Below are 25,265 nucleotides of genomic sequence, written 5' to 3'. Positions count from 1 at the left end.
TGTTGCTTTCATACTTGTTTACTTTGCAAACTATAGTTTAAACATCGAACTATAGTTTACATCATCCAACCCTATAACTATGAAGAAATTACTCTTATTGATGCTTTGCGGCATCATGTTCTCCGCTGCGTATGCCCAACCCGACACCGTGCGGGTAACCGGCAAACACATCAACACCAAACACCTGAAGCCGGGCACGCGCCAGTACCTGGTAACTATAAGCAACCCCAAAAACCCGAAGGTGCTGACCCAGAGTCTCTGGAACCGGGATGTCCGTTTTGAGCAGGTGCAGGGCAGGGAGCGCATGGTAATTCGCCAGAACTGGATCGGAGCAGATACGCTGAGCAACCGCACTATCGAATCCGTTATGGAAAAGGATTTTACTCCGATCTTTCATACAAGCACCTCGGCAAGAGGCACGGCCGCCTTTAACTTCTACCCCGATAAGATTACAGCTGCCGATACTGCCAGAACCAACCCCTGGCGAAACTTTGTGATGCCGGTTCCGGAGCCAACCTATAACTGGGAACTGGACCTGGAATTTTTCGAGAGCCTGCCACTCAAGCCCAATACTGTTTTCTTGATCAATTTTTACCATCCGGGCAGTAAAACTGGTCCCCAATATTATGCTTATAAAGTAACCGGCTCCGAGAAACTACCAACTATAAATAACCAAACTATAGATTGCTGGCTGCTGCGGATAGACTATAGCCCTGAGAACTATGGCATTTTCTGGATCACCAAGAAATCGCATGAGGTACTGAAGATGGAAGAGAAGTTTAATGGCATTACCCGCTACAAAGTAAAGCTCGGAACGATAGCCGGGAAATATATTTAAGCAAAAAGGCTGATCGGTTTGCCGGTCAGCCTTTTTACTTTTAAAGCGGAGTATAAACTATAGGTTATCGTTGCTCCTGTTTCTCCTTGTCGCGGTACTGTTCGTAGCGCTTGCGGTCTTTCTTTTTATCTTTTTTACGGCCAATGGCACCACCAGCCACGGTACCAGCTGCAGCACCAACTACAGCACCTTCCGTACCGCCAACTACAGCACCGGCCGCAGCACCTGTTGCACCACCAACGGCAGCACCTTTCGCTTTGCGGCTCCAGCCCTCACCAGTACAACTGCCCAGCAGAAATACGGTGATCAGTAATGGTATAAATCTATTAAGTATTTTCATAGTTTTGTATATTTAATAATACTATTTTACGGCAGCGAATTATTGTGGTTTTGTTTGCTATGGTTTATGAGTCAGGGTTTTATGGGTTTCGAAGAAGCAGGTGTGTTTTTGGTGTGCTGATATAGAGTACAATTTTGGTAGACTTGGTCTGAGTAAAAACTATAGCTTACATTTTCTCCTTGCCGTGAAGTGCTGTACTTTTGCCATAGTTTGAGTTGAGGTTCTATAGTATTTGTCTGAATCTTTAAATAGGGCCCCTATCCCAAGGATTTACAGGATTAAAGGCTTTGCAGGATTTGGGCTGTTGCTATAGTTTGCGTTTTAACACCCCTGTAGTCCCCTCAAGGGGACAGTCTCTGCCGTTACTATAGTTTGACTTATAGTTTTATAGTTTACGATATTGAGCGGACAGGTCGCGACCTGTCCCTACGGAATTGTAACCATGAGAAAAGCTAAGAGCTATAGTTGATCATTAAACTATAGCTTAGCTATCGAACTGATTTCAGTCTTTGGGTTGAGCGCCTTTGAATTGTTGCGGTGCCGTCAGGCAATCCGAGGCACGAGGATAGCAAGAAGGCAGCAGCGCGATGCCCGAAGACGGGGCCTCCCGGCCCGGGAGGGAGCCAAAGAAGCTATAGCACGATAGGTAAGTAGAGCTCCCTGGAATAAAAGATGCTATGAAAGAAAGGCTTGGTTCAAGTGGTAGGCAAAGTGAACTATAGAACTATAGGACATATAAGATGTCTCGACTTCGCTCGACATGACAAATAGGGAACTATAGTTTATCGAACTATAGCCAGCACTATTGGTAAGCCTGTCCTTTCAGGCCAGTTGAGTCAGGAGACTCAACTCCATAGTAAGTCACGAGTCTGGAGACTCGCGCCAGCAATAGGTAACTATAGCCAACTATAAGATTTCTCGACCGTGCTCGCCATGACAATTAGTAAACTATAAAACATATACATTCCACCTTATGCCAGCCGTTTCCATAGTTCCTATTACCGTTGCCGACTTACATACGCTGCAGGACATTGCCCTGAATGCTTATGGCGACCACTACCTGCATTTATGGAATGACGGCGGTGCCTGGTACATAGAGCGCAGCTTCAGCGATACCGCCTTGAAAAGTGAACTGGAAGATGCCAATGCCGCATTTTTTCTGATATATGCGGATGAAGAACTGGTAGGTTTCCTGAAACTGAACATCGACAAGGCGCTGGATAACTATAGTTCGGAAGATGCGCTGGAGCTGGAACGTATTTACCTCACCAAAGCTGCATCCGGAAAAGGAGTGGGTAAACGAGTGATGGAATTTACTGAGCAGTTTGCCAGGGAAAGAAACAAGCGTGTGATCTGGTTGAAGGCCATGGACAGCAGCCACGATGCTATCCGGTTTTATGAGCAGAACGGCTACACCCATTGCGGTACCTACACACTGGATTTTGAAGCTATGAAGCCAGAATTCCACGGCATGGTGGTCATGAAAAAAGAGATGAAGTAAACTATAGCTGCCCATTCCGTAAGCAGAACCATGCATCCTGAGCGCACAAAACCACGAGCACCTGAGCTACCCGAAGCCGATTTTCAGATCTGGCACCGGGAAGTGCCGGCCACCGAAGAGCCACAGGACCAGCGGGCGCACCGGCATGCGTTCCAGGAGATCATCTTTATAGAGCAGGGCAGCGCCAAACACACCATCGATACAGCGCATGACGAACTACAGGGGCCGTTTGTAGCGCTCATAGCGCAGGGCAAGGTGCATCGCTTCATTCCCAAACCATGGACCAAACTATACGTGCTGCGTTTTACAAATGAGTTTTTGCCACGCCCCGTTGAAGGACTCTTCAGCCAGGTAGTTGATTTTACATCGTTGGCGGTCTACACTTCGGAGCTGCAGTATAAGATCAAAAGCCTGTTCGAACTGATGCACCAGGAGTACCAGCAGGCCGAACCGAACAAAGTATACATCCGACACCTGCTTTCTGCCTTGCTCTCTGTGCTGCGCGAAGAACAACAAAAGAGAACGTCCGGCGACACAGCAGCAGACGACAGCAACTATAGCACGTTCAGTAAGTTTCTGGCCTTGCTGGATGCCGAATTTACCCGCCACCGTTCCGTAGAGTATTACGCCGGTCAGCTTAACATCACCACCAAAAAGCTGGGCGAGCTCAGCAAAGCCATCACCGGCGACACGCCATCCCGCATCATCGAAAAACGTGTGATACTGGCCGCCAAACGTTTTCTGATCTATACCACAGACACGGTGCAGGAAATTGCTTACACCTTAGGTTATACTGACCACTCGCATTTTACCCGCGCTTTCAGACGACTGGAAGGGGTTACACCAACCGCTTTTCGCATACAATACCGGCAGGCATAAAGCGACCAGCCAAAGTCGGAAAATGGCCACCGCACTGGCCCGTTACTTGCGTATCTTTGTAGCGTGATTTGGTGTAAACCTATCATAGCACAACTATAATCTTGATAACTATGAAGATAGCCATAATAGGAGCCAGCGGCAATGTTGGCAGCCGCATTACCCACGAAGCCCTGAGCCGTGGACATGAAGTGACCGCTATTGTGCGCGATCCGTCTAAACTTACTTTAGAAAATGAAAGCCTGGTAGTTACAAAAGGCGATGCCCTGGATACCGATGACCTGGCTGCTAAAATAGAAGGCCATGATGCTGTGGTGGTATCCTATAGTTCGGGCTGGGGGCCCGGTGTAGACTACTCGCTCCATAACAGCGTGGCAGAATCGGTGATAAAAGCTGCAAAAAAGGCGGGTGTAAAACGCGTGCTGAATGTTGGTGGCGCTGGTAGTTTGTATGTAGCCCCTGGCGTGCAGGCTGTTGATACGTCTGAGTTCCCGGCTGACTGGAAAGAAGGTGCATCAGCGCAGCGCGATTCATTAAAGATCTACCAGCAGGAAAAAGAACTGGAGTGGACTTTCTTCAGCCCGGCGTTTATGATCGGTCCGGGCGAGCGCACGGGCAAGTTCCGTCTGGGTACCGACAATCCGGTAATGAACGAAAAAGGAGAAAGTAACATTTCTTACGAGGACTATGCCGTGGCTGTGATAGACGAACTTGAAAAGCCGCAGTTTATTCGTCAGCGCTTTACAATCGGGTACTAACCCTTTACATATTTCTGAAAGCGCAGGCCTGGCTATAGTTTGCTTGGTTTGCGCTTTCCTTTATTTCCGGCTTCGGCCGTTTTATTTTTTACATGGATAAGAAACAATATAGAACCATTATTCTGGTACTTGGCGCTTTAGCTGCGCTGGGTCCGTTTGCAATAGATATGTACCTGCCGGGTTTTCCGGCCATTGCCAAAGATCTGAATACCGACATTGCCCACGTTGGCTTATCGCTTACAAGTTACTTTATTGGTATTGCTGCCGGCCAGCTGATCTATGGTCCGTTGGTGGACAGGTTTGGGCGTAAAAAGCCGTTGATCATAGGCCTGAGTCTGTTTGTGCTGGCTGCGCTGGGTTGTGCCTTGGTGCCGTCGGTAGAATGGCTGATTGGGTTGCGTTTGCTGTTAGCGTTAGGTGGTTGTGTGGGTATGGTGGCAAGCCGTGCCATGGTGCGCGACCTGTTCCCCCTCAAAGATATACCGAACGTGTTCTCAACGCTGATGCTGGTGATGGGCGTGGCCCCGATCATTGCGCCAACTATAGGCGGCTATGTAACTGCACACCTGGGCTGGCAATTTATATTTGTGGTGCTGGCGGCTATTGCGGCATCCGTGCTGTTCGCTGTAGTTAAACTATTGCCCGAAAGTAAAGGACCGGATACGACTATCTCGCTCAAGCCACAATTTATACTCCGTGATTTTGCCAACGTGCTGAAAGAGCCTACCTTCCTGACCTATGCTATTTCGGGGAGCCTGGCAGCGGCGGGTATGTTTGCTTACATTTCGGGTTCGCCGTTTGTGTTTATGGAGCACTTTGGCCTAACCGACACGCAATACGGTATTGCTTTTGCCATGAACGCAGCCGGTTACATAATTGGTAGCCAGTTTAACAGGTTGCTGCTGCGCCGTAATACAAGTAAGCAGATCACGCTAAAAGTTGGGTTTATTCAGTTTGCAGCAGCTCTTGCCCTGGTGTTTGGCAGTTTCACGGGTACTTTAACTGCTATCAGTACCCTGGTTTTGCTGTTCACGTTCATGTTCAGCTTAGGTATTATTAACCCAAATGCTTCGGCTTTGGCCCTGGTACCATTTACAAAAAATGCAGGTAGCGCATCGGCTATACTGGGTAGTTTGCAGATGGGTACAGGCGCGCTGGCATCGGCGCTGGTAAGCGTTTTACATAACCGAACCATGGTGCCCATGACGGGCGTAATGGCTACCTTAACTACGCTGAGTTTGCTGATACTTATAGTTGCCAAACGCAACGAGCGCAAAGCCGTAGCCGCCCAATTATGCGAAGTATAAGCCATGGTCTAACCGGCGTTTTATAGTTTGGGCAGGAGCGGGGAAAGCGGCTGCCTGAACTATAAGCCAGGCAGCAGGGTTGTAAAAGGGATGCTGATTTTAGGGCTGCCGTAGTCAGATATCTCCTTTTTATAGTTACCTTGTGGTGTATTACAGCACAGGAAGTGGTTACTTTGATAACAATTCCGTTACTGGCACCATTATGGCATGCGTATAGATAAGAGCACGTATGCTTTAAATTTCCCCGCAATTCACCCCTTGAGTTTCTGATTCGCTGTGTGAGTTATGATTTTCACACAGAAAAGATTACATGAAACTAAAAGGCAAAGTAAAATTCGTAAACAAAGACAAAAACCTGTTTTTCGCTACACTCCGCAAACGGGTAGATGCCTACTTCACCGAAAACAATATTCCGACAACCGCCAACACTACCATGAAAGTGAAGAGTGTGGTGTTGCTGCTAACCTACTTTTTGCCATTTGTGGCGCTGCTCGCTTTTCAACCGGCCTTTCCGGGTAGTTTGTTGCTGTGGTTTGTGATGGGCCTGGGCGTGGCAGGTATCGGCATGAGCATTATGCACGACGCCAACCATGGTGCTTTTTCTAAAAGCAAGCGTGTAAATGACCTGATGGGCTATACCTTAAATTTTGTAGGCGGCTCCGCTTTTAACTGGAAGCTGCAACACAACATCCTGCACCATACCTATACCAACGTGGTGGAAATGGACGAAGACATACAGGACAGGCTGGTACTGCGGTTTAACCCCCATTCCAAAGTGAAATTCTTCCATAAACTGCAGTGGGTTTACGCCTTTGTATTCTATGGTTTGCTTACGCTGTATTGGGTAGTGGCAAAAGACTTTGTGCAGTATGCACTCTTCAAAAAGACAGGTGTAAATAATAACTCAACTGCAGAGAACAGAGCCTGGTTTGCCAAGCTGGTAGCTATGAAATTACTGTACTTTTTTATTGTATTAGGTGTGCCTGTACTGTTCTTCGGGATTCCGTTTTTGCAGGTGCTGCTTGGCTTTTTGTTAATGCACTTTGTGGCGGGTATCATCCTGACCGTTGTGTTCCAACTGGCGCACACCGTAGAAGGTACCAGTCACCCAAGGCCGGACGAGCATGGGATTATCGAGAATGACTGGGCTATTCATCAACTGAATACGACGGTTAATTTTTCACGGCACAACAAGATCCTCTCGTGGTACGTGGGCGGCCTGAACTTCCAGATCGAGCATCACCTGTTTCCGCGTATATGCCATGTACACTATCCGGCCATTGCCGGTATTGTAAAAGAAACGGCAGCCGAGTTCGATATCCCGTACATGGAAAATGAAACATTTGGGCAAGCCGTGCGCTCGCACATTGCTACACTGCACCGCTTCGGAAGGCTGCCAGGTTTGAACGAGGCCATTGGCTAAAATCAAATAATCTTGAAAGCTTATAGTGTCCCATTTCCCCTCTATATTTGCACCCCAATCGCGCAGATCCGTGCTTATAGTATCATCTGGAAGTTTCTATCAGGAGAAAATGAGAGGTGTTTAGCTAAACTGCTTTAAACATGGTTACCAGCAAAGTCGTAAAAACAGCTTTTGGATTGCGCGTAATTTTTAGAATATCAAGTAGATTAAATGAAGCTTAAAGGCAAAGTAAAATTCGTTAACAAAGACAAAAGTTTGTTTTTTCCGACGCTCCGCAAACGTGTGGACGCTTATTTTTCAGAGAATAAATTACCCAAATACGGTGACTCCAGCATCCTGGTAAAGAGCATTATACTGCTTTTGATCTATGTATTGCCTTTTGTGGTTCTGCTCACCTTTACGCCGCATTGGGCGATTAGCCTGGTGTTGTGGGCTGTAATGGGTTTTGGTGCGGCCGGCGTGGCTATGAGCGTGATGCACGACGCCAATCATGGTGCTTTTTCGAAGAGCAAAACCATGAACTACCTGATGGCGCACTCCGTGAACCTGTTAGGCGCATCTGCCTTTAATTGGAAGCTACAACACAACATCCTGCACCATACCTATACCAATGTGGTGGAAATGGACGAAGACATAGATGATATGGTCGTGCTACGTTTTTCTCCACATACAAAAGTGAAATTCATTCATAAACTGCAGTGGGCCTACGCTTTGTTCTTTTACGGACTGCTTACACTATACTGGGTGATTCTAAAAGATTTTATTCAGTTTTTCAAGTACATCAAAAGCGGGGTAAATGCTAATTCCAAATCAGATAACACGGTTGCATTTGTTAAGATTTTAGCCTTTAAAATACTCTACTTCTTCTCGATCCTGGTAGCTCCAACGCTTATTTTCGGGATACCTTTCTGGGAGGTTCTGCTTGGCTTTTTAGTGTTGCACTTTGTGGCAGGCATGATTCTTTCTACAGTGTTCCAGTTGGCGCACACCGTAGAAGGTACCAGCTTCCCGCTGCCAAGTGAGACCGGTATTATTGAGAATGACTGGGCGATACACCAACTAAGCACTACCGCTAACTTCGCCCGTAAGAGCAAACTATTGTCGTGGTACGTAGGCGGACTGAATTTCCAGATCGAGCACCATTTGTTTCCGCGCATCAGCCATGTGCATTACCCGGCCATTGCAGACATTGTAAAGCAAACTGCTTCCGAATTTAACCTCACTTATATCGAGAGCAAAACCTTCCTGCAGGCCGTGCGCTCGCATCTGAATACGCTGCATCGCTTCGGCAGATTGCAATTGCCAAACCTGAATGAAGTAATGGCTTAAAAAGCTGAAACTATAGTTTGAAATCGCCCGGTTTGCACAAGAGTAGGCCGGGCGATTTTTGTTTGTCTGAATCTTTAAATAGGGCCCCTGCCCCAAGGATTTACAGGATTTTAGGATTAGCAGGATTTAAACTATAGTACATACCGCAAGTTTAGCTAAGCGTAACTTGTGATTGAACGTGATGTCAGCTTATAACTGGCTTTTTGCATCAGCAGAAAACTATAGTTTAAAAGGCTGATCTATAGTTGAAAACAGAAACAAAATATAGTTCTATAGTTGCAGCTATAGTTTACCCTGGCGACGGTACCCAACCAGTGCCGCAGGGTGTACGTGAGTCCCCAGACTCGCTGGGCTATAGTTACAACGCAGCGCCAAACTATAGTTAGAACTATAGTATTATATTGGAGACACAGGGAGCCACGACTAATTAAATCATTTAAATCTCAACAATTCCGCTTAATCCCGGTTCAGACATAAGCGTATAGTTTAAATCATCACGTCATTACTAATGAGAAAAGTTACTTTCCTTTTACTTGCCCTTTTGTTGCTGCAACTTCCAACTATAGCCCAGCAGAAACAACAGGACCTGAAAAACCTGGACATCAACCTGGAGAACTATAAATACCCGTACCCTGTGCAGTACCTCCCGTTGACCATACAAAAGCAGCAACTGCGGATGGCTTACATGGATGTGAAACCAACGAAGGCGAACGGTAAAACTGTTATGCTGCTGCATGGCAAAAACTTTAACGGGGCTTACTGGAAACAAACCGCCGACGCACTTTCTAAAGCTGGTTACCGGGTCATTATACCAGACCAGATCGGATTTGGCAAGAGCTCGAAGCCGGAGCAGTTGCAGTACACATTTCAGTTACTGGCAACCAATACAAAAGCCATACTGGATACCCTGAACATTAAAAAAGTAGCGGTACTGGGCCACTCAATGGGCGGCATGCTGGCCACACGCTTTGCCCTGATGTACCCGGACATGACGGAAAAGCTGATACTGGCTAACCCGATTGGCCTGGAAGACTGGAAGCGGAAAGCACCTTACCAAACCATAGACCAAGCCTACAAGGGCGAACTGCAACAGACCTACGACAAGATCAAAAAGTACCAACTGGAGAACTACTACGGCGGCAAATGGAAGCCCGAGTACGACGAGTGGGCTGAATTGCTGGCCGGTTGGACCATAAATGAAAACTACCCGCTTATTGCCTGGAATGCAGCGCTTACATTCGACATGATCTTTACGCAGCCGGTGCTTTATGAATTTGACCAGTTGAAAATGCCAACCCTGCTCATCATCGGTCAGCGCGACCGTACAGCATTAGGCAAAAACCTGGCTCCGAAAGAAGTAGCTGCAACAATGGGCAATTATCCTCAGTTGGGTAAAGACACTGCCAAAAAAATAAAGAACAGTACGCTGGTTGAACTGGAAGGAGTAGGGCATATGCCGCACATCGAAGCGTTTGATAAATTCATTAATCCTTTGCTTAACTTCCTGAAAAAATAAACCATGAAACAGGCTAAAGATAATTTCTCCACGCAGGCAAATCTGTACGCCAGGTTCAGGCCGGTGTACCCCGATGCCTTGTACGATTTTATCTTTAGCCTGAAACCACATTACGCCAACGCCTGGGATTGCGGGACGGGCAACGGGCAGGTTGCAGCCAAACTGGCTGAACGTTGCCACCTGGTCTACGCTTCCGACATAAGCCAAAGTCAGCTTGATAATGCCATTAAGAAAGAGAACATCCATTACCTGCGTGCCCGCGCCGAAGAAACCAACCTGCCCGATGCAACTATAGATCTGGTAACGGTGGCGCAGGCTATTCACTGGTTTGATTTTGATGCTTTTTACCGCGAAGTATACCGTGTTACCAAAGCCGGCGCCGTAGTGGCTGTGTGGTGCTATAACCTGCCGCGCATCTCTCCTGAAATAGATGCTACCCTGGACGATTTCTACAACAATACCTTGGACGGCTACTGGGACACCGAGCGTACCTACATTGATGAGAACTATAGCACCATCCCGTTCCCGTTTGATGAGATAGAAGAAAAGCCTGAGTTTAGCATAGATACCAACTGGACACTGGAGCAACTGATCGGTTACCTGAACTCGTGGTCGGCGGTGCAGCATTTTATAGAGAAGAACGGTAACTCGCCGGTGCCGCAATTGGCCGAAAAATTCAGAAATGTATGGCCGGAGAATGCTGCACTGAAAGTACAGTTCCCGATAGCTATGCGTGTTGGTACCACTTAAGTTACAACTATAGTTAGCAGGCTGAGTTTGGCCCCACCAATAGGAACCTACCTGATTTAGCCTTACATTTGCACCCTTCGTCTTTAAACTAGTCAAGTAGAACTATACTTACCGTTTAAAGGTTAATTAAAAATACGCCGGGATTGATCGCAAATGCAATGTATTCCCGGGACTGCTGAGACAGTGCACATGGCATTGTACAGCCCACTTAAACCAAATACATGACATTTAACGAATTAAACCTGATAGAGCCTATCCTTGCCGCTCTTAAAACTGAAGGATATACCAAGCCCACTCCAATACAGCAAAAAGCAATCCCTTACATACTTCAGAAACGCGACCTGTTGGGTTGTGCGCAAACCGGTACGGGTAAAACAGCTGCCTTTGCCATTCCTATTCTGCAGTTGCTGAGTGCCTTGCCACAGGAGCGTAACAAGCGAACTATAAAATCGCTGATACTGACGCCAACCCGAGAACTTGCTTTGCAGATTGGTGAGAGCTTTGGCGCATATGGCCGCAACACGGGCTTAAAGCACACGGTTATTTTTGGTGGCGTTTCGCAGCACCCGCAAACCGAAGCCCTGAAAAGGGGAATAGACATTCTGGTAGCAACCCCAGGCCGTTTGCTGGATTTGATGGCGCAGAAGTTTATTGATCTGCGTGATCTGCAGATATTTGTACTGGACGAAGCTGACCGCATGCTGGACATGGGTTTTGTGCATGATGTACGTAAAGTACTGAACGTGATACCTGAAAAACGTCAGTCGTTGTTCTTCTCGGCAACTATGGCTCCGGAGATCATGAAGCTGGCCGATAACATACTGGTAGAGCCTGCCAAAGTAGAAGTAACGCCTGTTTCGAGCACGGCGCATACCATACAGCAGAAGGTTTACTATGTAAAGAAAGGCGACAAGAAAAACCTGCTGATACATTTGCTGAAAGGCGATGAAATTGACCGAGTACTGGTATTTACCAGAACCAAGCATGGCGCCGACAGAGTTGCCCGCGACGTTACAAAAGCTGGTATCCAGGCGGAAGCCATCCATGGTAACAAATCGCAGAACGCCCGTGTGCGCGCTTTAGATAATTTTAAGAGCAGCAAAACACGCGTGCTGGTGGCGACCGATATTGCCGCCCGCGGTATTGACGTTGACGACCTGAACCACGTGATCAACTTTGAATTGCCAAACGAACCGGAAACCTATGTGCACCGCATTGGCCGTACAGGTCGTGCCGGCGCAAGCGGTACGGCGCTTTCGTTCTGCGATGCCGAAGAAACATCGTACCTGGTAAGCATCCAGAAATTGATCTCGAAGAACGTGCCGGTGGTAGACAACCACCCGTACCCGATGACAGCCAAAGATTTTGCCGAAGCAGCCAGTACGGTTAAAGAGCAAAAGAGCAAAGGTGGTCGTGGTGGCAGAAGCCGCTGGGGTAACAAACCATCTGGAAACGGCGGTGGCCAGAGCCGCAGCCATAACGCTGGCAGTGGGTCAGGCCAGCGTAGTGGTGGTAACAGAAACTAGGGGAATAAGTCCAGAACTGCCAGCGCATAATTTGGCTTACGTATAAAGTATTTAAAACTCCTGCTGAAGTTAATTTGGCAGGAGTTTTTTGTTATTGGTTTCCTGACCTCACAGTGTGCGCAGCTTCTGCGAGGTCAGACAATTACTCCGCCACCGCCTGCCTTGTCCTGCTCACCAGGTAAACCCCGGCAAATATCAGCAGCGCATAAATCCCTTTCTGCAGGGTAAATACATCCTTGCCGAAACCTATAGCGATAACTATAGCCATGAGTGGCTGCAGGTAAATGTAAGCACCTACCAACGACGGATTGGCATAGCGCAGCGCCCAGGTGTTGAACAGGTACGCAACTATAGTTACCGCCAGTACCATAAATACAATCGCCCACCAGATCTCTGCCGGGAAAGAACTATAGTTAGGTGCCATCACCTGATTAAAGCCAAAAGGCACGACAATAACAGCACCCACGGCAAAAATGCGGCTGACGATGGTAAAGGCATTGTACTTCTGCATCAGGGGCTTAACCAGCACCAGGTACAGGCCATAACTTGCAGCATTTAAAACAATGAGCAGGTCGCCCCACAGGTTACCGGGAGTGCCTTCACCGCGCGAACTATAGATGAGCAGGAAAGCGCCGGTACAGGCCAGTGCAATACCTGATACTTTGCGCGTGCTCACCCGCTCCCGCAGCAAAATGGCCGAGAAAATAAGCACAATGATCGGCACGATCACCATCAGCAGGGCAGCGTTGATTGGCGAAGTAAGATTAAGGCCACCGAAAAAACAAAGCTGGTTAATGGCGATGCCCGTAATGCCGCACAGCACAGAGCGCATGTTATCATTCCAACCCACAATCTTCTCCCGTATCACCAACCGCGAAAATATCCCGAAAAAGATAGCTGCTGACACCACGCGTATCACGATCAGCCCGTAAGGACCAACGTAAAATGGCATCACTTCTTTGGCTATACTATAGTTGCTCCCGTAAATCAGGGCAACCAGGAAAAGTGCGCCATGCACCTGCACTTGTTTACTCATGTTGCAAATTACGCGCTATTTGTGTTAGCTTCGTATAAGTACCGCAATAAACCCTGCAACTCACGCAAATAACTATGAACTCTCTGCAGAAAATGCCCCTTACCGTTAGGCGGGCCATCGAAATAACCGGGCTGTTTTTCCTGGGCTGGATAATTGTGCTGGGCAAAGGCATTCTGGCACCGCTGCTGATGGCATTTTTCATAAGTATTATGCTGCTGCCGGTATACCGGTTCTTAAAAAAACGCGGCGTACCCGATGTGCTGGGTATCGTGATCAGTTTGCTGGCGCTGGCCGTTGTGTTTGGCGGTATTATCTGGTTTTTTGCGATCCAGATAGGTAATCTGATCCAGGATTTCCCGACCATCCAGAAAAACGTGACCAACCACTTGAGTAGCCTGAGTGCGTGGCTGGAAGGAATAACGCCTTACTCTACGGCCGAACAGCTGAATTTTATAAAGGATCAGAGTGCCAAGCTGCTGAACTATGCGGGTTCGTTGCTGGGCATGGCGGCCGGGTCGGTTACATCGCTGGTGGTTTTTCTGGGGCTGCTGCCGATCTATATTTTTCTGGTGCTGTTCTACAAAAACCTGCTGTTGCGCTTCGTGTTTTTATGGTTTCCGCCAGAACGCCATGAGAAAGTAGAAGAAACCTTAGGGGAGATGCAGGTCATCATCAAAAGTTACCTGTTTGGGCTGCTGATCCAGGTTACTTATATGACCATTCTGCTGGGCGGGATTTTGCTGCTCATCGGCATTAAGCACGCGCTGCTGATCGGGCTGATCTTCGCGTTCCTGAACCTGATACCTTATGTAGGGGCGCTGCTGGGCAACATCATCGGCGTACTGCTTACGCTGGCTTCGTCATCCGAACTATGGCCTATCGTTACAGTGCTGGGCGTAATTGCCGGGGTGCAGTTCCTGGATAACAATATCCTGATGCCACGCATTGTGGGTTCTAAAGTAAAGATAAATGCGCTGGCAACTATAGTTGGCGTAGTGGTTGGCGGCGAGATTGCCGGAATAGCCGGTATGTTTCTGTCGCTGCCCATTATTGCAGTACTGAAAGTGGTATTCGACCGGACTGAGAACTTTAAACAGTGGGGCGTATTATTCGGCGATGAGTTGCCGGAACGCAGCCCGATGCAGGAGCCAGCCATGCGCGACGACAGCGATGAAACCCGCGAAAGACTGGAACGAAAAAACGACGTAGAGCCACCACGCGAAGACTGACAAACTATAGTTTGAATGCATAAGTGAAGAACTATAGGTAAAGGACAGAAGTGGTTACTGAGATATTCTTCTACTCATTTGCAGGAGCTTCACCTTTTGGGTTGAGCTATAGTTTGAACATGCAACTATAGTTTGGTGTTAAACTATAGCTCATCTGTTTGCACGCAAATCCGTACCTTTGCTTTTACCCTTACAGGTATTTTACATAGCTTATGATTCACCCGAATATACCGTTGGCCGAGCGCATGCGGCCGCATAATTTAGATCAGTATTACGGACAAAAACACCTCGTTGGGCCGGACGGAATTTTGCGGCGCTATATAGAAGGTGGCGTTATTCCCAGCATGATCTTGTGGGGGCCTCCGGGTGTTGGTAAAACTACGCTGGCTAATATTATTGCCAACCAGATGAAGGTGCCTTTCGTGGCGCTGAGCGCGATAAATTCGGGCGTAAAAGATATCCGCGATGTTATTGATCAGGCTAAAAAACGGCAGGGTACGGTACTGTTTATCGATGAGATTCACCGCTTCAATAAATCGCAGCAGGATGCTTTGCTGGGCGCCGTAGAAAAAGGCATTGTAACTTTAGTAGGCGCCACCACCGAGAACCCGTCTTTTGAAGTGATCTCCGCCTTACTGTCGCGCTGCCAGGTGTATATCCTGAAACACCTGAGCAAAGACGAACTGATTGAGCTGGTAGACAAGGCACTGGAGCAGGACGAGTGGATGCGCCACCGCAATGTAAAAGTGCAGGAATACGAAGCGCTGTTGACTATATCGGGCGGCGACGCGCGTAAACTCCTGAACCTGCTGGAAATTGTAGCCGAAGGCGTGCAGAACGTGGATGAAGTTATAGTTACCAACGAGCTGGTAAAGCAGGTAGCGCAGCAGAACATCGTGATGTACGACAAGTCGGGGGAAATGCATTACGACCTGGTGTCGGCCATGATCAAATCTATCCGCGGCTCCGACCCGAATGCGGCGGTATACTGGCTGGCCCGTATGATAGAGGGCGGTGAAGACCCGAAGTTTATCGCCCGCAGGTTGCTTATTTCAGCATCAGAAGATATCGGTCTGGCTAACTCCAATGCCTTGCTAATGGCAACATCGTGTTTTCAGGCGGTGCAGATGATCGGTTACCCCGAAGCGCAGATTATATTGTCGCAGTGCACGGTTTACCTGGCCACCTCGCCTAAGAGCAATGCCAGCTACATGGCCATTAAAAATGCGCGGCAAATGGTGCAGCAAACCGGTAACCTGCCGGTGCCGTTGCACATCCGCAATGCACCAACCAAGCTGATGAAGGAAATAGGCTACGGTAACAACTATAAATACGCCCACGATTACGAAGGCAATTTTGTGCAGCAGGAGTTTATGCCCGACGGCCTGAACAACACCACGTTCTACGAGCCCGGCAACAACGCCCGCGAAAACGACATGCGTAAACAACTGCAATCTCAGTGGGGGAAAAAATATCGTTATTAGAATTACGAATTACGAATTACGAATTACGAATTACGAATTACGAATTCATTTTCTTGAACAATTGAATTGTGATAGGTTAAAGGTTTGGCATTCGTTGGTAAAGTCTTAAGCTATAGTTGTGAACATTCTTAATTCGTAATTAAATTAGTCTATACAATACCGAGGTTGGTCGAGAAGGGGAGGGAGACTTGAACTATACGCACTAAATTTGTTTATTAGTAATGTGCGGCTTCGTATAGCAGCACCTTAAAACAAGTATAAATCCATACAAATAACTATGTTACAATTCCTGAAATATGTGCTGGCAACTATAGTAGGCCTGCTCTTATTCTCTTTCCTGAGCCTGCTCATCCTGATCGGGATTGCTGCCAGTGCTGCTTCTGACGATGAAGTGCGCATTGTTAAAAATTCCGTGCTCGAACTGAAACTTGACCGCCCGATTGCCGAACGCGACCCTCAGGACCCGCTGGGCGAACTGGGCTTTTCGTTTGGTGGCTTCTCCAGCACCGATGGCCTGGACCAGATAAAAGCAGCTATCCGCAAAGCTAAAACCGACGATAACATTGAAGGCATCTTCCTGAACATGCGCTTTGTAGATGCCGGTATGGCCAAACTCGAAGAGATCCGAAACGAGCTCATCGACTTTAAAAAGTCCGGCAAGTTCATCGTTTCCTATACCGACCTGTCGCAGGAGAAAGCATATTACCTGGCCTCTGTGGCCGATAAGATCTATGTAAACCCGCTGGGCACCATAGAGTTTAACGGCATGAGCTCCGAAGTGTACTTCTTTAAAGGGACTCTGGATAAACTCGACATCAAGCCACAGATATTTAAAGTAGGGGAGTTTAAAAGTGCCGTAGAGCCTTTCTTCTTGGATAAAATGAGCGATCCGGCCCGTTTGCAGATGGAGTCGTTCCTGAACTCGATCAACGATTACCAGCTGCGCAACATTGCCAAAGCCCGCAACAAGACCTACGAGGAGCTGAAGAATATTTCGGATAACCTGCTGGTGCGCGATGCCAATGACGCTAAAAAATATGGCCTGATCACCGATGTGGGCTACTATGACGAAGCGATCAGCTACCTGAAAGAGAAAGCCGGTGTTTCCGGTGACGACAAGCTGGAACTGGTTACCCTGAACAAATACAAAAAAGCGAAAGGCGCGAAAGAATCCAACTCTTCTAAAAACCGCATCGCTGTTATCTATGCCGAAGGCGACATTGTAGACGGCAAAGGCGATGACGACAACATTGGCAGCGAGCGTTATGCCGAAGCCATCCGCAAAGCCCGCGAAGACGAGCGCGTAAAAGCGGTGGTGCTGCGCATCAGTTCGCCGGGCGGCAGTGCCCTGGCATCGGATGTAATGTGGCGTGAAATACAACTGACCCGCAAAGTGAAACCGGTAATTGCCTCTATGTCTGATATGGCAGCTTCGGGCGGATATTACCTGGCCATGGGCTGCGATACTATTGTAGCGCACCCGAACACTATAACCGGCAGCATTGGCGTGTTTGGCATTATTCCTAACATTCAGGGCTTTATGAACAACAAGCTGGGCATCACCATAGATAACGTAAAAACCGGTAAATACTCAGATGTGCCGACGCTTACCCGCCCGATGACTGCCTTTGAGCAGCAGGTGGTACAGCAGCAGATCGATCAGATCTACGATGTGTTCACAAAGAAAGCAGCACAGGGCCGGGGCATGAGCCAGGACAAACTGAAAGAATATGCCTCTGGCCGTGTATGGTCTGGCACCGAAGCCAAAGAGCGCAACCTAATAGATGTATTTGGTGGCCTTGATAAAGCCATTGAGATTGCGGCTGCCAAAGCCAACATTGAAGGCGACTATAGACTGACCGAGCTGCCAGCCCGCAAAACGTTCTTCGATGAGCTGATGGGCGATATGGGCCAGCAGGTTAAAGAGCGCTATGTAAAAGCCGAACTGGGCGAACTATACCCGCTTTACAACATGTACAAAAAAGTGGAGCACATACAAGGCATCCAGACCCGTATGCCATACGACCTGAGTGTTGAATAATTTTGAATGAGTGACTGACTGAATAATCGAATTGATTTATCAGTTATGCTTAAAAACTGCCACGGCTATAGTTGTAGTCGTGGCAGTTTTGTTTTTGGGGCAGGGTAAATTTTTGCAACTTGCCGGCAACTATAGTTCAGGGGGTTATAGTGTAATGCCGGAAACCTGTGATGAAAATCATTTATTCTGAACTATAAAATCGCCTATTTCGCACAGTCAATTTATACATTAGCATATTAACGAATTAGCACATTAAACCCATGATGCAGCAACTACACGAAGCGAAAGCTTACATACAAAATAACACCAGTAACTTTGCCCCTGAGTTCGGGATTATACTGGGCACCGGCCTGGGCGCGCTTGTAAACGAGATACAGATAGAGCACAGCCTGTCGTATGCCGATATTCCGCACTTCCCGGTATCAACTGTTGAGAGCCACTCCGGCAAACTGATATTGGGCACGTTGGGTGGCCGCCGGGTTATTGTAATGCAGGGCCGTTTCCATTATTACGAAGGATATACTATGCACCAGGTGGTGTTCCCGGTTCGTGTCATGAAGCTGCTGGGCATTCAGAAACTGTTTGTCTCCAACGCATCGGGCGGCCTTAATCCGGACTATAACGTGAGCGACCTGATGATCCAGACAGACCACATCAACCTGCAGCCATCAAACCCGCTGCTTGGCCCGAACCTGGATGAGCTGGGTCCGCGTTTCCCGGATATGAGCGAAGCCTACGACCGCAAAATGGTAGAGCAGGCCGTGGAGATAGCTGCCAAAGAAGGCTTTACAGTGCGCACCGGTGTGTATGCTTCCGTGCCGGGCCCTATGCTCGAAACACTGGCTGAGTATAGCTACATCCGTACCATTGGCGCTGACGCTGTGGGCATGTCTACAGTGCCGGAAGTAATAGCTGCCCGCCACATGGGCATTCCATGTTTTGCCATCTCCGTTATCACCGACATGGGCACACCGGACCGTATCAAGAAAGTGATCCTGAAAGATATCCTGGATGCTGCTGCCATTGCTGAGCCACGCATGACCAAACTTATCCGTGAGCTGATTGCAATTCAGTAAGTACAAACTATAGTTTACAAACAAATCCGCCCCAGCTATAGTTGGGGCGGATTTGTTTTATAGTTGCTCGCTGATAGATTGTTGCAAGAATCAGATTCCGTAAACTATGATCTCTACAAAACGAACTTCTACTTTTTAATGATAACGGTATCGCGGTCGAAGGCCAGGTTGGTGAAGATGCCGATGCCGCCCTGCAAGGATGATTTTACACGGGCTGGCTGCGCAAACGGATTTCCGTTGGCATTCTGGGCATCGCGTACAGACCGCAGAAAATCATAATACTGTTTCTCGATGTGGAACAGCGAAATAATAAGCGTATCGCCCTCTTCGTAGTCGTAGCCCGAGCCGTAGGTGGTTTCCTTGCCGTTGGTCAGTTCATCGCTGGTTGTAAAATCGCGCAGCGAGCCTTCTTTCAGGGTATCGCCGTGGGTCATGTAGCGGTAGTAGTTTGGCATAGCCGGGTCGTCCTGGAAAGTTGTCAGCAGCAGGGCTTTGTCTTTTTCGTTAAACCGCCACTCTACGTTGGTAATGGGCACTTTCGGCAGAATAGTAGTGAAACCGGTCACTTTTCGGCCTTTGTCGTCTGTTACTTCCAGACTATAGGTTTCGCCGGGGATGGGCTGTGCCCTTACCGTAGTTATGTGTGTAAAATAGCGGTTGGTGCGGCTGTTGTAGCCGGGGCTATAGTTTAGCTTTACACGCTGGTCGCGGTACATGATGTACACCTGGGCGCTGGGCACCACGGGCGGTGCAGGATAATCGAAGTAAGAGGAAGATTCGAGGACGGTAGCCTCAAAAGGGAAACCATCCTCAATATAGCACTCTACTACCAGTTGCGGCTCATGGGCGGGCAGCACGATCTCTATCTCTTTTTCCATGTTGCAGCCAACTATAAAAAACAGTGGCAGCAGGTATAGCAGGCGTTTCATCAGAACTTAAAATTATAGGTAACAGATGGAATAACCGGGAACAGCGATACCTGTTTAGCCCGGAAACCAATGGTCTCTTCTTCGGCTTCGTCTTTCACCTGCTCGAAGTACACAAAATATGGGTTGCGCCTGTTGTAGGCATTATAGGCACTGAAGGTAAGGTCGGCTTCGCCCCGTTTCGGCTTCAATTTCCAGACCACGCCCAGACCCAGGCGGTGCGAGGCATCTAACCGGAAACTGTTCCGGTCGGTGTAGATCGGTACAAAGCCCGGCTCTTTTCCCTCCACATCCTGAAAAGCAAACCGCGCAACCGGCAACGAGAAGGCATTGCCGGTACCGTACACAAAGGCTCCGGTCAGGTGCAGTCGTTCGTTTACCTTGTGCAGCACTACCAGGCTCAGGTCGTGGCGGCGGTCGTAACGGGTCGGGAAGCGGCGGCCATCGTTAATTTCATCAAACTGGCGGTAGGTCCACGACAGGGTATAGCCCAGCCAGCCGGTGGTGCGGCCTTTTATTTTCTCCAGGTATATCTCGTTTCCGTAACTCTCGCCTTTGCCAAACAGGAATTCATTTTCCAGGCTGTCGTTCACAAACAGGTTAGCACCATCCCGGAAATCTATCTGGCGGTGCATCCATTTATAGTATACTTCATTCGTGATCAGGTATTTGCCGTTTCCAAATAAATGGCTTACCCCAGCTGCCACCTGCTGCGAGCGCTGCGGCCTGACCCGGGTAGTGGACGGAAACCAGATATCGGTAGGGAGTGATGCGCCGGAGTTGGCCAGCAGGTGTATGTACTGCATCATGCCGGCATAGCTGGCCTTTACGGTAGTGTTTGGCGTTATGGTGTAACGGGTGGCAACGCGCGGCTCCAGGGCTGCATAGGTCTTGCCATCGCTGTTAAAACCAGAAAGCCGCAGGCCATAGTTCACGGCCAGCTGGGTAGTAAGACTATAGTCATCCGAGATATAAGCCCCAAACTCATTGGCTGTATAGTCGTTGCCGGCACTAAAGTTCTGGCGGTCGTCGTCGCTGTCGAAGTTCAGGCGGCCTACTGTAAAGTTGTGTTTTATGCCGGATGCCCCGAACTGTATGGTATGTTTATCGTGCGCCAGCCATTCGAAATCGGTTTTAAGAGTAAAGTCCTGCACCGCCGAGCGCAGGTTAAAGCTGAACACATCGATCTTGTTATTGATCTTATACTCGTAGCCGGTGGCAGCCAGGGTAGTGTTTACAAACAGGCGCGTGTTAAAGCTATGGCGCCAGTTAAGGGCACCCATGGTGTTTCCCCAGTCGAACGAAAAACTGAAACCAGCATCGTTAAATGTAAAAAAGTCGCGGCCATAGTAGCCGCTCAGCGTCAGTTCGTCCTTGGCGCTTAGCTTATAGTTTACGCGGGCATTAAAGTCATAAAAGTAATAGTCGGGGATGGGATTGTAGTCTTTTTTGCCTTCGTTCAGTTTGTTGATAAGGCGGGTAAAGGTATCTACATACGTGCGCCTGCCAGATACCAGAAACGTAGCTTTATCCTTAACAATGGGGCCATCTATCGTTAGCCTGGAAGAGATAAGGCCGATACCACCGTTTACGCCTATTTTCTCGTTATTGCCTTCGTTCTGCTGCACTTCCAGCACCGACGACAGCCTGCCGCCGAACTGCGCCGGAAAGCCGCCTTTGTATAGTTCCACGCTTCGTACCGCATCCGGGTTAAACACGCTGAAAAAACCGAACAAATGTGACGGGTTATAGATCACGGCATCATCCAGCAGCACCAGGTTCTGGTCGGGGCCACCGCCACGTACATACAACCCCGACGAGCCTTCGCCACCGGACTGCACGCCCGGTTTAAGCTGCAACGTCTTGATCAGGTCCACTTCACCGAAAAGGGCTGGGAGTAACTTGGCTTCGCGGGTGGTAAGCTGCTCCACGCTCATGCGGTTGTCGGTCAGTTTCTGTTGCAGGCTGTTGGCTTCCACAACCACTTCCTGCAGTTGGTTATCCAGCGGCTGTAGCCCGATGTTTATAGTTTGTGCGGAGCCGTTTACCTGTATTGTTTGCGTAAGGGGCTGAAAGCCAATATAGGTGGCCTGCAGCTGGTGCGTGCCGGGTGGCAGGTTTAAACTATAGAACCCGCGGGCATCGGTAGTGGTGCCGGTGCCAAGTTCCCGTACGGCTACCGTGGCACCAATCAGGGGCTGGTTATCTGTTGCCGACCGCACAAAACCGCTCACCCGGAAACCCTGTGCAAAACTGGTACTGGAAACTATAAACAGTAGTATTATTAGCCGGAAAGCGTATGCGGGCATGTAGGTAAATTTTTGTAAATCAGGTGCAAAGGTAAATATTTCGGGGAAGCTGGCGAACTATATTTCACTGTCCCAGAAACGAACTACCCAAAGGCGCTATTGTTTAAGCCAGATTAAGTTTAAGTAACTATAGTTTGAGCGGACTGGATGCTTCGCCAAAATTACGGCTGCCAAACTATAGAACTATAGCAACGCGGAAGCTCATAAACGAACGATCCCTGCAGGGCGGAGAAGAGGCGCTGCAGGGATCGTGGGAACTATAGTTCAGGGTTACTCAGCATTTTTGCCCAGCCAGGCGGCTCTGAGCGCCAGCTGCTGTGGCGTAGCTTTGGGGTCTGGTTGCAGGTAGTGCGGCACGGTACGCTCAATCTGTCTTACTTTGGCTTTCAGGGTTACCTCCTGCATTTTTTTAGCTTTGTTCGGGCGGGCAACGGTTACGGTTATTTCCTGGCCGGGCTTTAACTGCTGCAGCTCATCGCCTATCAGCTGGCGCACGTTGTTGGGAGTTATTTCGGTGCCGTTCCATTTCAGTAGCTGGTCGCCGGGCTGCAGGCCCAGTTCTTTTCCAAAGGCGTCCATCCCTTCCGTAGATTCCACCACAATCCGGCCACTTTCGGCATCATAACCGGGCACAAAACTGCCGTAAGAGTTCACCAGCTGCTGTGACATAGGCTCGTACAAAATACCTACTTTTTTAAAGGTTTCCTGTAGCGGCAGTGGTTCGTTGCCTTCCACATACTTCGTGAAAAACTCGCGCATCTGGGGGTAGGTAAGCTCTGTGATCTTATCAAACAGCTCATCATCTTTAAAAGATTTGTCTTTGCCGTAGGTTTTGCCGAGGTCGCGCATCAGGTCGCGGAGGCCGTTTTTCCCACCCGACAATTCGCGCAGCTTTACGTCCAGCACCAGCCCGATCAGTGCGCCTTTCTGGTACACGTTGCCATATTCTTTTTCGTACTTATCCAGCACGTTGGCACTCATTTCGGTAAAAGGCAGGGTGTCGTTATAGTATGCCCGCGAGGTGGCAATGTATTCCTGTACCTTGTTCAGGTAGGCGTCCAGGTCAATCAGGCCTTCATAGATCTGCACATGCGAGGCAAAGTATTCAGTTACGCCTTCGTACATCCAAAGGTGTTTCGACATTCGGGGGTTCACAAAATCAAAATTGCCGATCTCTTCGGAGTGGATGGTGAGCGGCGTTACGATGTGAAAGAATTCGTGTGCGGCTACGTCGCGCATGGTGCTGCTGAACATTTCTTCCGGCATTTCGGGCAGGTAATACACCGACGAATTAGAGTGTTCCAGCGCCCCGAACGAACCTGATTTGCCTACTCTTTCCGGCACATAGATGATGAATGCGTATTTGTCAACGGGCAGTTTGCCGCCCAGGTAGCTGCGCTGCGCTTCCAGTATGTCTTTAATGTTGGCCGCAATAGGTTTCGATTTTACATTACCGCTTGGCGAGTACACCGATACCAGCACTTTAGCTTCTCCCACGTTCAGCACTGTGGTGTCGGGGCGGTTATACATCAGTGGCGAGTCGGCCAGCAGCACGTAGTCTTCTACCAGATAGGTATCGGAGGTAGGGGAAGTGGTGGTTGCCTTGAGCGGTGTAGAGCCATAAAAGCCTTCAGGTTTGGTAATTGTGAGCTGGTAAGGCAGCTGTTTCATGCCATCGAAATAACCCACAAACCCAAATGTGTTCAGCAAAAAGTTTTTGCCGGCCTCTATGTTAGTGCCACCCGGCTCAAAAACAGCGTCGCCTTTACGGGCCGAATCAAAGGTGTCGTCCACCCAATAGGTAATCTGGTGCAGGTCGTCGGCATTTTTAATCTGCCAGCGGTTGGTGTCCAGTTTTGCGACGGGCAGCTTGTTGCCATTTTTATCCAGCGCAGTGAATTCAGAAACAAACCTGCCAAAATCAGAAACAGAGTAGGTGCCCGGCACTACCTTAGGCATGTTGTAAACGATCTCGCCCTGCTTTATGTCAGGTGCTACGATGGTAACGGGTACCTTGTCGTTCTTCACCTGGGTCAGGTCTATAGTTACCTTGTAGGTTTCGTCGGCATTCGCCTGCGATGTCTGGGCTGGCCTGCCCGAGGAGCATCCAACCAGCACGGTCAGGCAGAACAGCAGGGATAGTTTCTGGATCTTCATGTTCGGATTTGGTTACAGGGCATTGCAAAAGCCGCATCGGAGCCCGGCGCAGGCCGGCAGATGGCGCAAAAGCGGGTTTACCCCTCTATTACGTTTAAGCTGCCCATGCCACCGGATACGTGTATAGTTAGCGTATGTTTGGATTTGCCGTAGGCGGCGTTCTGGTAATAAGACCCATTTTTGCGGAAGCCGTTCAGGTTGCTGCTGCCCAGCCCGGTCGGGTTAATGCGCACGCCGGTGTTTTTGGGTAGTTTCAGGTTCACTTCGCCAATTCCGCCGGAAATTTCCAGTTTCACGTCGTGGTTCCAGTTGCCGGTCAGGTCGAGGTTCAGTTCTCCTACGCCGGCCGCAATTTCCACTTCTTTTACGGTACTTCCTTTCAGGTTCAGGTCAATGCTGGTGGCGCCGGCTTCAATATCCAGGGTTTGCAGGCGGCTGTTGCTCAGGTCCAGTTTAGAGGTACCGGCACCCATTTCCAGCTCCAGGTGCAGTAGCAGCGTTTTACTCAGGCTGATGTCCCATTTGTTGTCGCCGGTTTTATTCTCACTTTTAAAATCGCCCTGCTTTAAGGTGAGGCTGGTGCTGCCGTTCGTTCTGTTCAGCTGCATAGTTGGTTTCCGGTCGACACGGTCGTAGGCTACGTTGGCTTCCAGCAGCTGGGTGCTCCCTGTCTTCAGGTTCAGTTCGCCTACTGGTATTTCCAGCTTCACAGTACTTTGACGGGCATCGTTTACAGGAATGCTTTGTTTAAACTGGCGGGCATCCTGTGCCAGCAGGCTGAGCGGCAACAGTAGCAGGATCGGGAAGAGGCGTTTTTTCATGGTCAGGATTGGTTGTAAACTA

21 protein-coding genes are annotated in these 25,265 nt (G+C 48.9%); 15 read left to right on the top strand and 6 right to left on the bottom strand.

What is annotated here, in order from left to right; translation table 11 throughout:
- Nucleotides 1–79 precede the first annotated feature (79 nt).
- On the top strand, nt 80–838 hold the full coding sequence (locus H7F15_RS15860; protein ID WP_185197968.1) for a hypothetical protein: 759 nt from the start codon (nt 80–82) through the stop codon (nt 836–838).
- Nucleotides 839–902: 64 nt separating this feature from the next.
- Here H7F15_RS15860 and H7F15_RS15855 read toward each other — a convergent pair whose 3' ends face one another.
- Nucleotides 903–1,178, bottom strand: a complete 276-nt coding sequence (locus H7F15_RS15855) for a glycine zipper domain-containing protein (protein WP_185197967.1) — start codon at nt 1,176–1,178, stop codon at nt 903–905.
- A gap of 973 nt (nt 1,179–2,151) precedes the next feature.
- Here H7F15_RS15855 and H7F15_RS15850 point away from each other — a divergent pair.
- From H7F15_RS15850 to H7F15_RS15805, 10 genes are all read left to right on the top strand, one after another.
- Nucleotides 2,152–2,679 carry a GNAT family N-acetyltransferase gene (locus H7F15_RS15850; protein ID WP_185197966.1) on the top strand — a complete coding sequence of 176 codons (528 nt, stop codon included), beginning with the start codon at nt 2,152–2,154 and terminating at the stop codon, nt 2,677–2,679.
- A gap of 30 nt (nt 2,680–2,709) precedes the next feature.
- A complete protein-coding gene (locus H7F15_RS15845; protein WP_185197965.1) occupies nt 2,710–3,558 on the top strand; it encodes an AraC family transcriptional regulator in 849 nt (282 codons plus the stop codon).
- 110 nt (nt 3,559–3,668) lie between these two features.
- Entirely contained in the window at nt 3,669–4,313 is a 645-nt protein-coding gene (locus tag H7F15_RS15840) for an NAD(P)-dependent oxidoreductase (RefSeq protein ID WP_185197964.1), read from the top strand.
- Between the two features lie 92 nt (nt 4,314–4,405).
- The gene (locus tag H7F15_RS15835; protein ID WP_185197963.1) at nt 4,406–5,620 is read left to right on the top strand and encodes a multidrug effflux MFS transporter; all 1,215 of its coding nucleotides are present in this window, start codon (nt 4,406–4,408) and stop codon (nt 5,618–5,620) included.
- Between the two features lie 310 nt (nt 5,621–5,930).
- Nucleotides 5,931–7,043, top strand: coding sequence for an acyl-CoA desaturase (locus H7F15_RS15830; protein ID WP_185197962.1), 1,113 nt, complete (start codon nt 5,931–5,933; stop codon nt 7,041–7,043).
- A 210-nt stretch (nt 7,044–7,253) separates the two neighbouring features.
- Entirely contained in the window at nt 7,254–8,372 is a 1,119-nt protein-coding gene (locus H7F15_RS15825; RefSeq protein ID WP_185197961.1) for an acyl-CoA desaturase, read from the top strand.
- A 245-nt stretch (nt 8,373–8,617) separates the two neighbouring features.
- A complete protein-coding gene (locus H7F15_RS15820; protein ID WP_185197960.1) occupies nt 8,618–8,758 on the top strand; it encodes a hypothetical protein in 141 nt (46 codons plus the stop codon).
- Nucleotides 8,759–8,880: 122 nt separating this feature from the next.
- On the top strand, nt 8,881–9,888 hold the full coding sequence (locus H7F15_RS15815) for an alpha/beta fold hydrolase (protein ID WP_185197959.1): 1,008 nt from the start codon (nt 8,881–8,883) through the stop codon (nt 9,886–9,888).
- A gap of 3 nt (nt 9,889–9,891) precedes the next feature.
- The gene (locus tag H7F15_RS15810; RefSeq protein ID WP_185197958.1) at nt 9,892–10,638 is read left to right on the top strand and encodes a class I SAM-dependent methyltransferase; all 747 of its coding nucleotides are present in this window, start codon (nt 9,892–9,894) and stop codon (nt 10,636–10,638) included.
- 221 nt (nt 10,639–10,859) lie between these two features.
- Entirely contained in the window at nt 10,860–12,164 is a 1,305-nt protein-coding gene (locus H7F15_RS15805; protein WP_185197957.1) for a DEAD/DEAH box helicase, read from the top strand.
- 142 nt (nt 12,165–12,306) lie between these two features.
- Here the strand turns inward: H7F15_RS15805 and H7F15_RS15800 are convergent, their stop codons facing one another.
- On the bottom strand, nt 12,307–13,200 hold the full coding sequence (locus tag H7F15_RS15800; protein ID WP_185197956.1) for a DMT family transporter: 894 nt from the start codon (nt 13,198–13,200) through the stop codon (nt 12,307–12,309).
- 74 nt (nt 13,201–13,274) lie between these two features.
- Here H7F15_RS15800 and H7F15_RS15795 point away from each other — a divergent pair, with 74 nt between their 5' ends.
- The 4 genes from H7F15_RS15795 to H7F15_RS15780 all read left to right on the top strand — a co-directional run bounded on the left by H7F15_RS15795 (nt 13,275) and on the right by H7F15_RS15780 (nt 19,030).
- Nucleotides 13,275–14,429 carry an AI-2E family transporter gene (locus H7F15_RS15795; RefSeq protein ID WP_255481282.1) on the top strand — a complete coding sequence of 385 codons (1,155 nt, stop codon included), beginning with the start codon at nt 13,275–13,277 and terminating at the stop codon, nt 14,427–14,429.
- A gap of 212 nt (nt 14,430–14,641) precedes the next feature.
- On the top strand, nt 14,642–15,913 hold the full coding sequence (locus H7F15_RS15790) for a replication-associated recombination protein A (RefSeq protein WP_185197955.1): 1,272 nt from the start codon (nt 14,642–14,644) through the stop codon (nt 15,911–15,913).
- Between the two features lie 277 nt (nt 15,914–16,190).
- Entirely contained in the window at nt 16,191–17,954 is a 1,764-nt protein-coding gene (gene sppA / locus H7F15_RS15785; RefSeq protein WP_185197954.1) for a signal peptide peptidase SppA, read from the top strand.
- 260 nt (nt 17,955–18,214) lie between these two features.
- On the top strand, nt 18,215–19,030 hold the full coding sequence (locus H7F15_RS15780; RefSeq protein WP_185197953.1) for a purine-nucleoside phosphorylase: 816 nt from the start codon (nt 18,215–18,217) through the stop codon (nt 19,028–19,030).
- Nucleotides 19,031–19,158: 128 nt separating this feature from the next.
- On the opposite strand, the gene H7F15_RS15775 is transcribed toward H7F15_RS15780, so the two are convergent.
- The 4 genes from H7F15_RS15775 to H7F15_RS15760 form a co-directional block, all read right to left on the bottom strand.
- On the bottom strand, nt 19,159–19,959 hold the full coding sequence (locus H7F15_RS15775) for a DUF4249 domain-containing protein (RefSeq protein WP_185197952.1): 801 nt from the start codon (nt 19,957–19,959) through the stop codon (nt 19,159–19,161).
- The gene (locus H7F15_RS15770) at nt 19,959–22,265 is read right to left on the bottom strand and encodes a TonB-dependent receptor (protein WP_185197951.1); all 2,307 of its coding nucleotides are present in this window, start codon (nt 22,263–22,265) and stop codon (nt 19,959–19,961) included. The genes H7F15_RS15775 and H7F15_RS15770 overlap by 1 nt, the downstream gene beginning before the upstream one ends.
- A gap of 270 nt (nt 22,266–22,535) precedes the next feature.
- Nucleotides 22,536–24,422: a PDZ domain-containing protein gene (locus tag H7F15_RS15765; protein ID WP_185197950.1), complete on the bottom strand. Its 1,887-nt coding sequence runs from the start codon at nt 24,420–24,422 to the stop codon at nt 22,536–22,538.
- 77 nt (nt 24,423–24,499) lie between these two features.
- Nucleotides 24,500–25,243: a toast rack family protein gene (locus tag H7F15_RS15760; RefSeq protein ID WP_185197949.1), complete on the bottom strand. Its 744-nt coding sequence runs from the start codon at nt 25,241–25,243 to the stop codon at nt 24,500–24,502.
- Between the last annotated feature and the right edge of the window lie 22 nt (nt 25,244–25,265).

Origin of the sequence: Pontibacter sp. Tf4 (assembly GCF_014212495.1) — a bacterium.
Lineage (GTDB): Bacteria > Bacteroidota > Bacteroidia > Cytophagales > Hymenobacteraceae > Pontibacter.
This window is presented reverse-complemented; position numbering and strand designations above follow the sequence as displayed.

What these genes read in the sequence shown, in the direction of transcription:
- H7F15_RS15825 (WP_185197961.1), top strand. Translation starts at nt 7,254, where the DNA reads ATGAAGCTTAAAGGCAAAGTAAAATTCGTTAACAAAGACAAAAGTTTG.
- H7F15_RS15815 (WP_185197959.1), top strand. Translation starts at nt 8,881, where the DNA reads ATGAGAAAAGTTACTTTCCTTTTACTTGCCCTTTTGTTGCTGCAACTT.
- H7F15_RS15780 (WP_185197953.1), top strand. Translation starts at nt 18,215, where the DNA reads ATGATGCAGCAACTACACGAAGCGAAAGCTTACATACAAAATAACACC.
- H7F15_RS15835 (WP_185197963.1), top strand. Translation starts at nt 4,406, where the DNA reads ATGGATAAGAAACAATATAGAACCATTATTCTGGTACTTGGCGCTTTA.
- H7F15_RS15855 (WP_185197967.1), bottom strand. Translation starts at nt 1,178, where the DNA reads ATGAAAATACTTAATAGATTTATACCATTACTGATCACCGTATTTCTG.
- H7F15_RS15760 (WP_185197949.1), bottom strand. Translation starts at nt 25,243, where the DNA reads ATGAAAAAACGCCTCTTCCCGATCCTGCTACTGTTGCCGCTCAGCCTG.
- H7F15_RS15850 (WP_185197966.1), top strand. Translation starts at nt 2,152, where the DNA reads ATGCCAGCCGTTTCCATAGTTCCTATTACCGTTGCCGACTTACATACG.
- H7F15_RS15775 (WP_185197952.1), bottom strand. Translation starts at nt 19,959, where the DNA reads ATGAAACGCCTGCTATACCTGCTGCCACTGTTTTTTATAGTTGGCTGC.
- H7F15_RS15830 (WP_185197962.1), top strand. Translation starts at nt 5,931, where the DNA reads ATGAAACTAAAAGGCAAAGTAAAATTCGTAAACAAAGACAAAAACCTG.
- H7F15_RS15765 (WP_185197950.1), bottom strand. Translation starts at nt 24,422, where the DNA reads ATGAAGATCCAGAAACTATCCCTGCTGTTCTGCCTGACCGTGCTGGTT.
- H7F15_RS15840 (WP_185197964.1), top strand. Translation starts at nt 3,669, where the DNA reads ATGAAGATAGCCATAATAGGAGCCAGCGGCAATGTTGGCAGCCGCATT.
- H7F15_RS15770 (WP_185197951.1), bottom strand. Translation starts at nt 22,265, where the DNA reads ATGCCCGCATACGCTTTCCGGCTAATAATACTACTGTTTATAGTTTCC.
- H7F15_RS15805 (WP_185197957.1), top strand. Translation starts at nt 10,860, where the DNA reads ATGACATTTAACGAATTAAACCTGATAGAGCCTATCCTTGCCGCTCTT.
- H7F15_RS15845 (WP_185197965.1), top strand. Translation starts at nt 2,710, where the DNA reads ATGCATCCTGAGCGCACAAAACCACGAGCACCTGAGCTACCCGAAGCC.
- H7F15_RS15795 (WP_255481282.1), top strand. Translation starts at nt 13,275, where the DNA reads ATGAACTCTCTGCAGAAAATGCCCCTTACCGTTAGGCGGGCCATCGAA.
- H7F15_RS15810 (WP_185197958.1), top strand. Translation starts at nt 9,892, where the DNA reads ATGAAACAGGCTAAAGATAATTTCTCCACGCAGGCAAATCTGTACGCC.
- H7F15_RS15790 (WP_185197955.1), top strand. Translation starts at nt 14,642, where the DNA reads ATGATTCACCCGAATATACCGTTGGCCGAGCGCATGCGGCCGCATAAT.
- sppA (WP_185197954.1), top strand. Translation starts at nt 16,191, where the DNA reads ATGTTACAATTCCTGAAATATGTGCTGGCAACTATAGTAGGCCTGCTC.
- H7F15_RS15860 (WP_185197968.1), top strand. Translation starts at nt 80, where the DNA reads ATGAAGAAATTACTCTTATTGATGCTTTGCGGCATCATGTTCTCCGCT.
- H7F15_RS15800 (WP_185197956.1), bottom strand. Translation starts at nt 13,200, where the DNA reads ATGAGTAAACAAGTGCAGGTGCATGGCGCACTTTTCCTGGTTGCCCTG.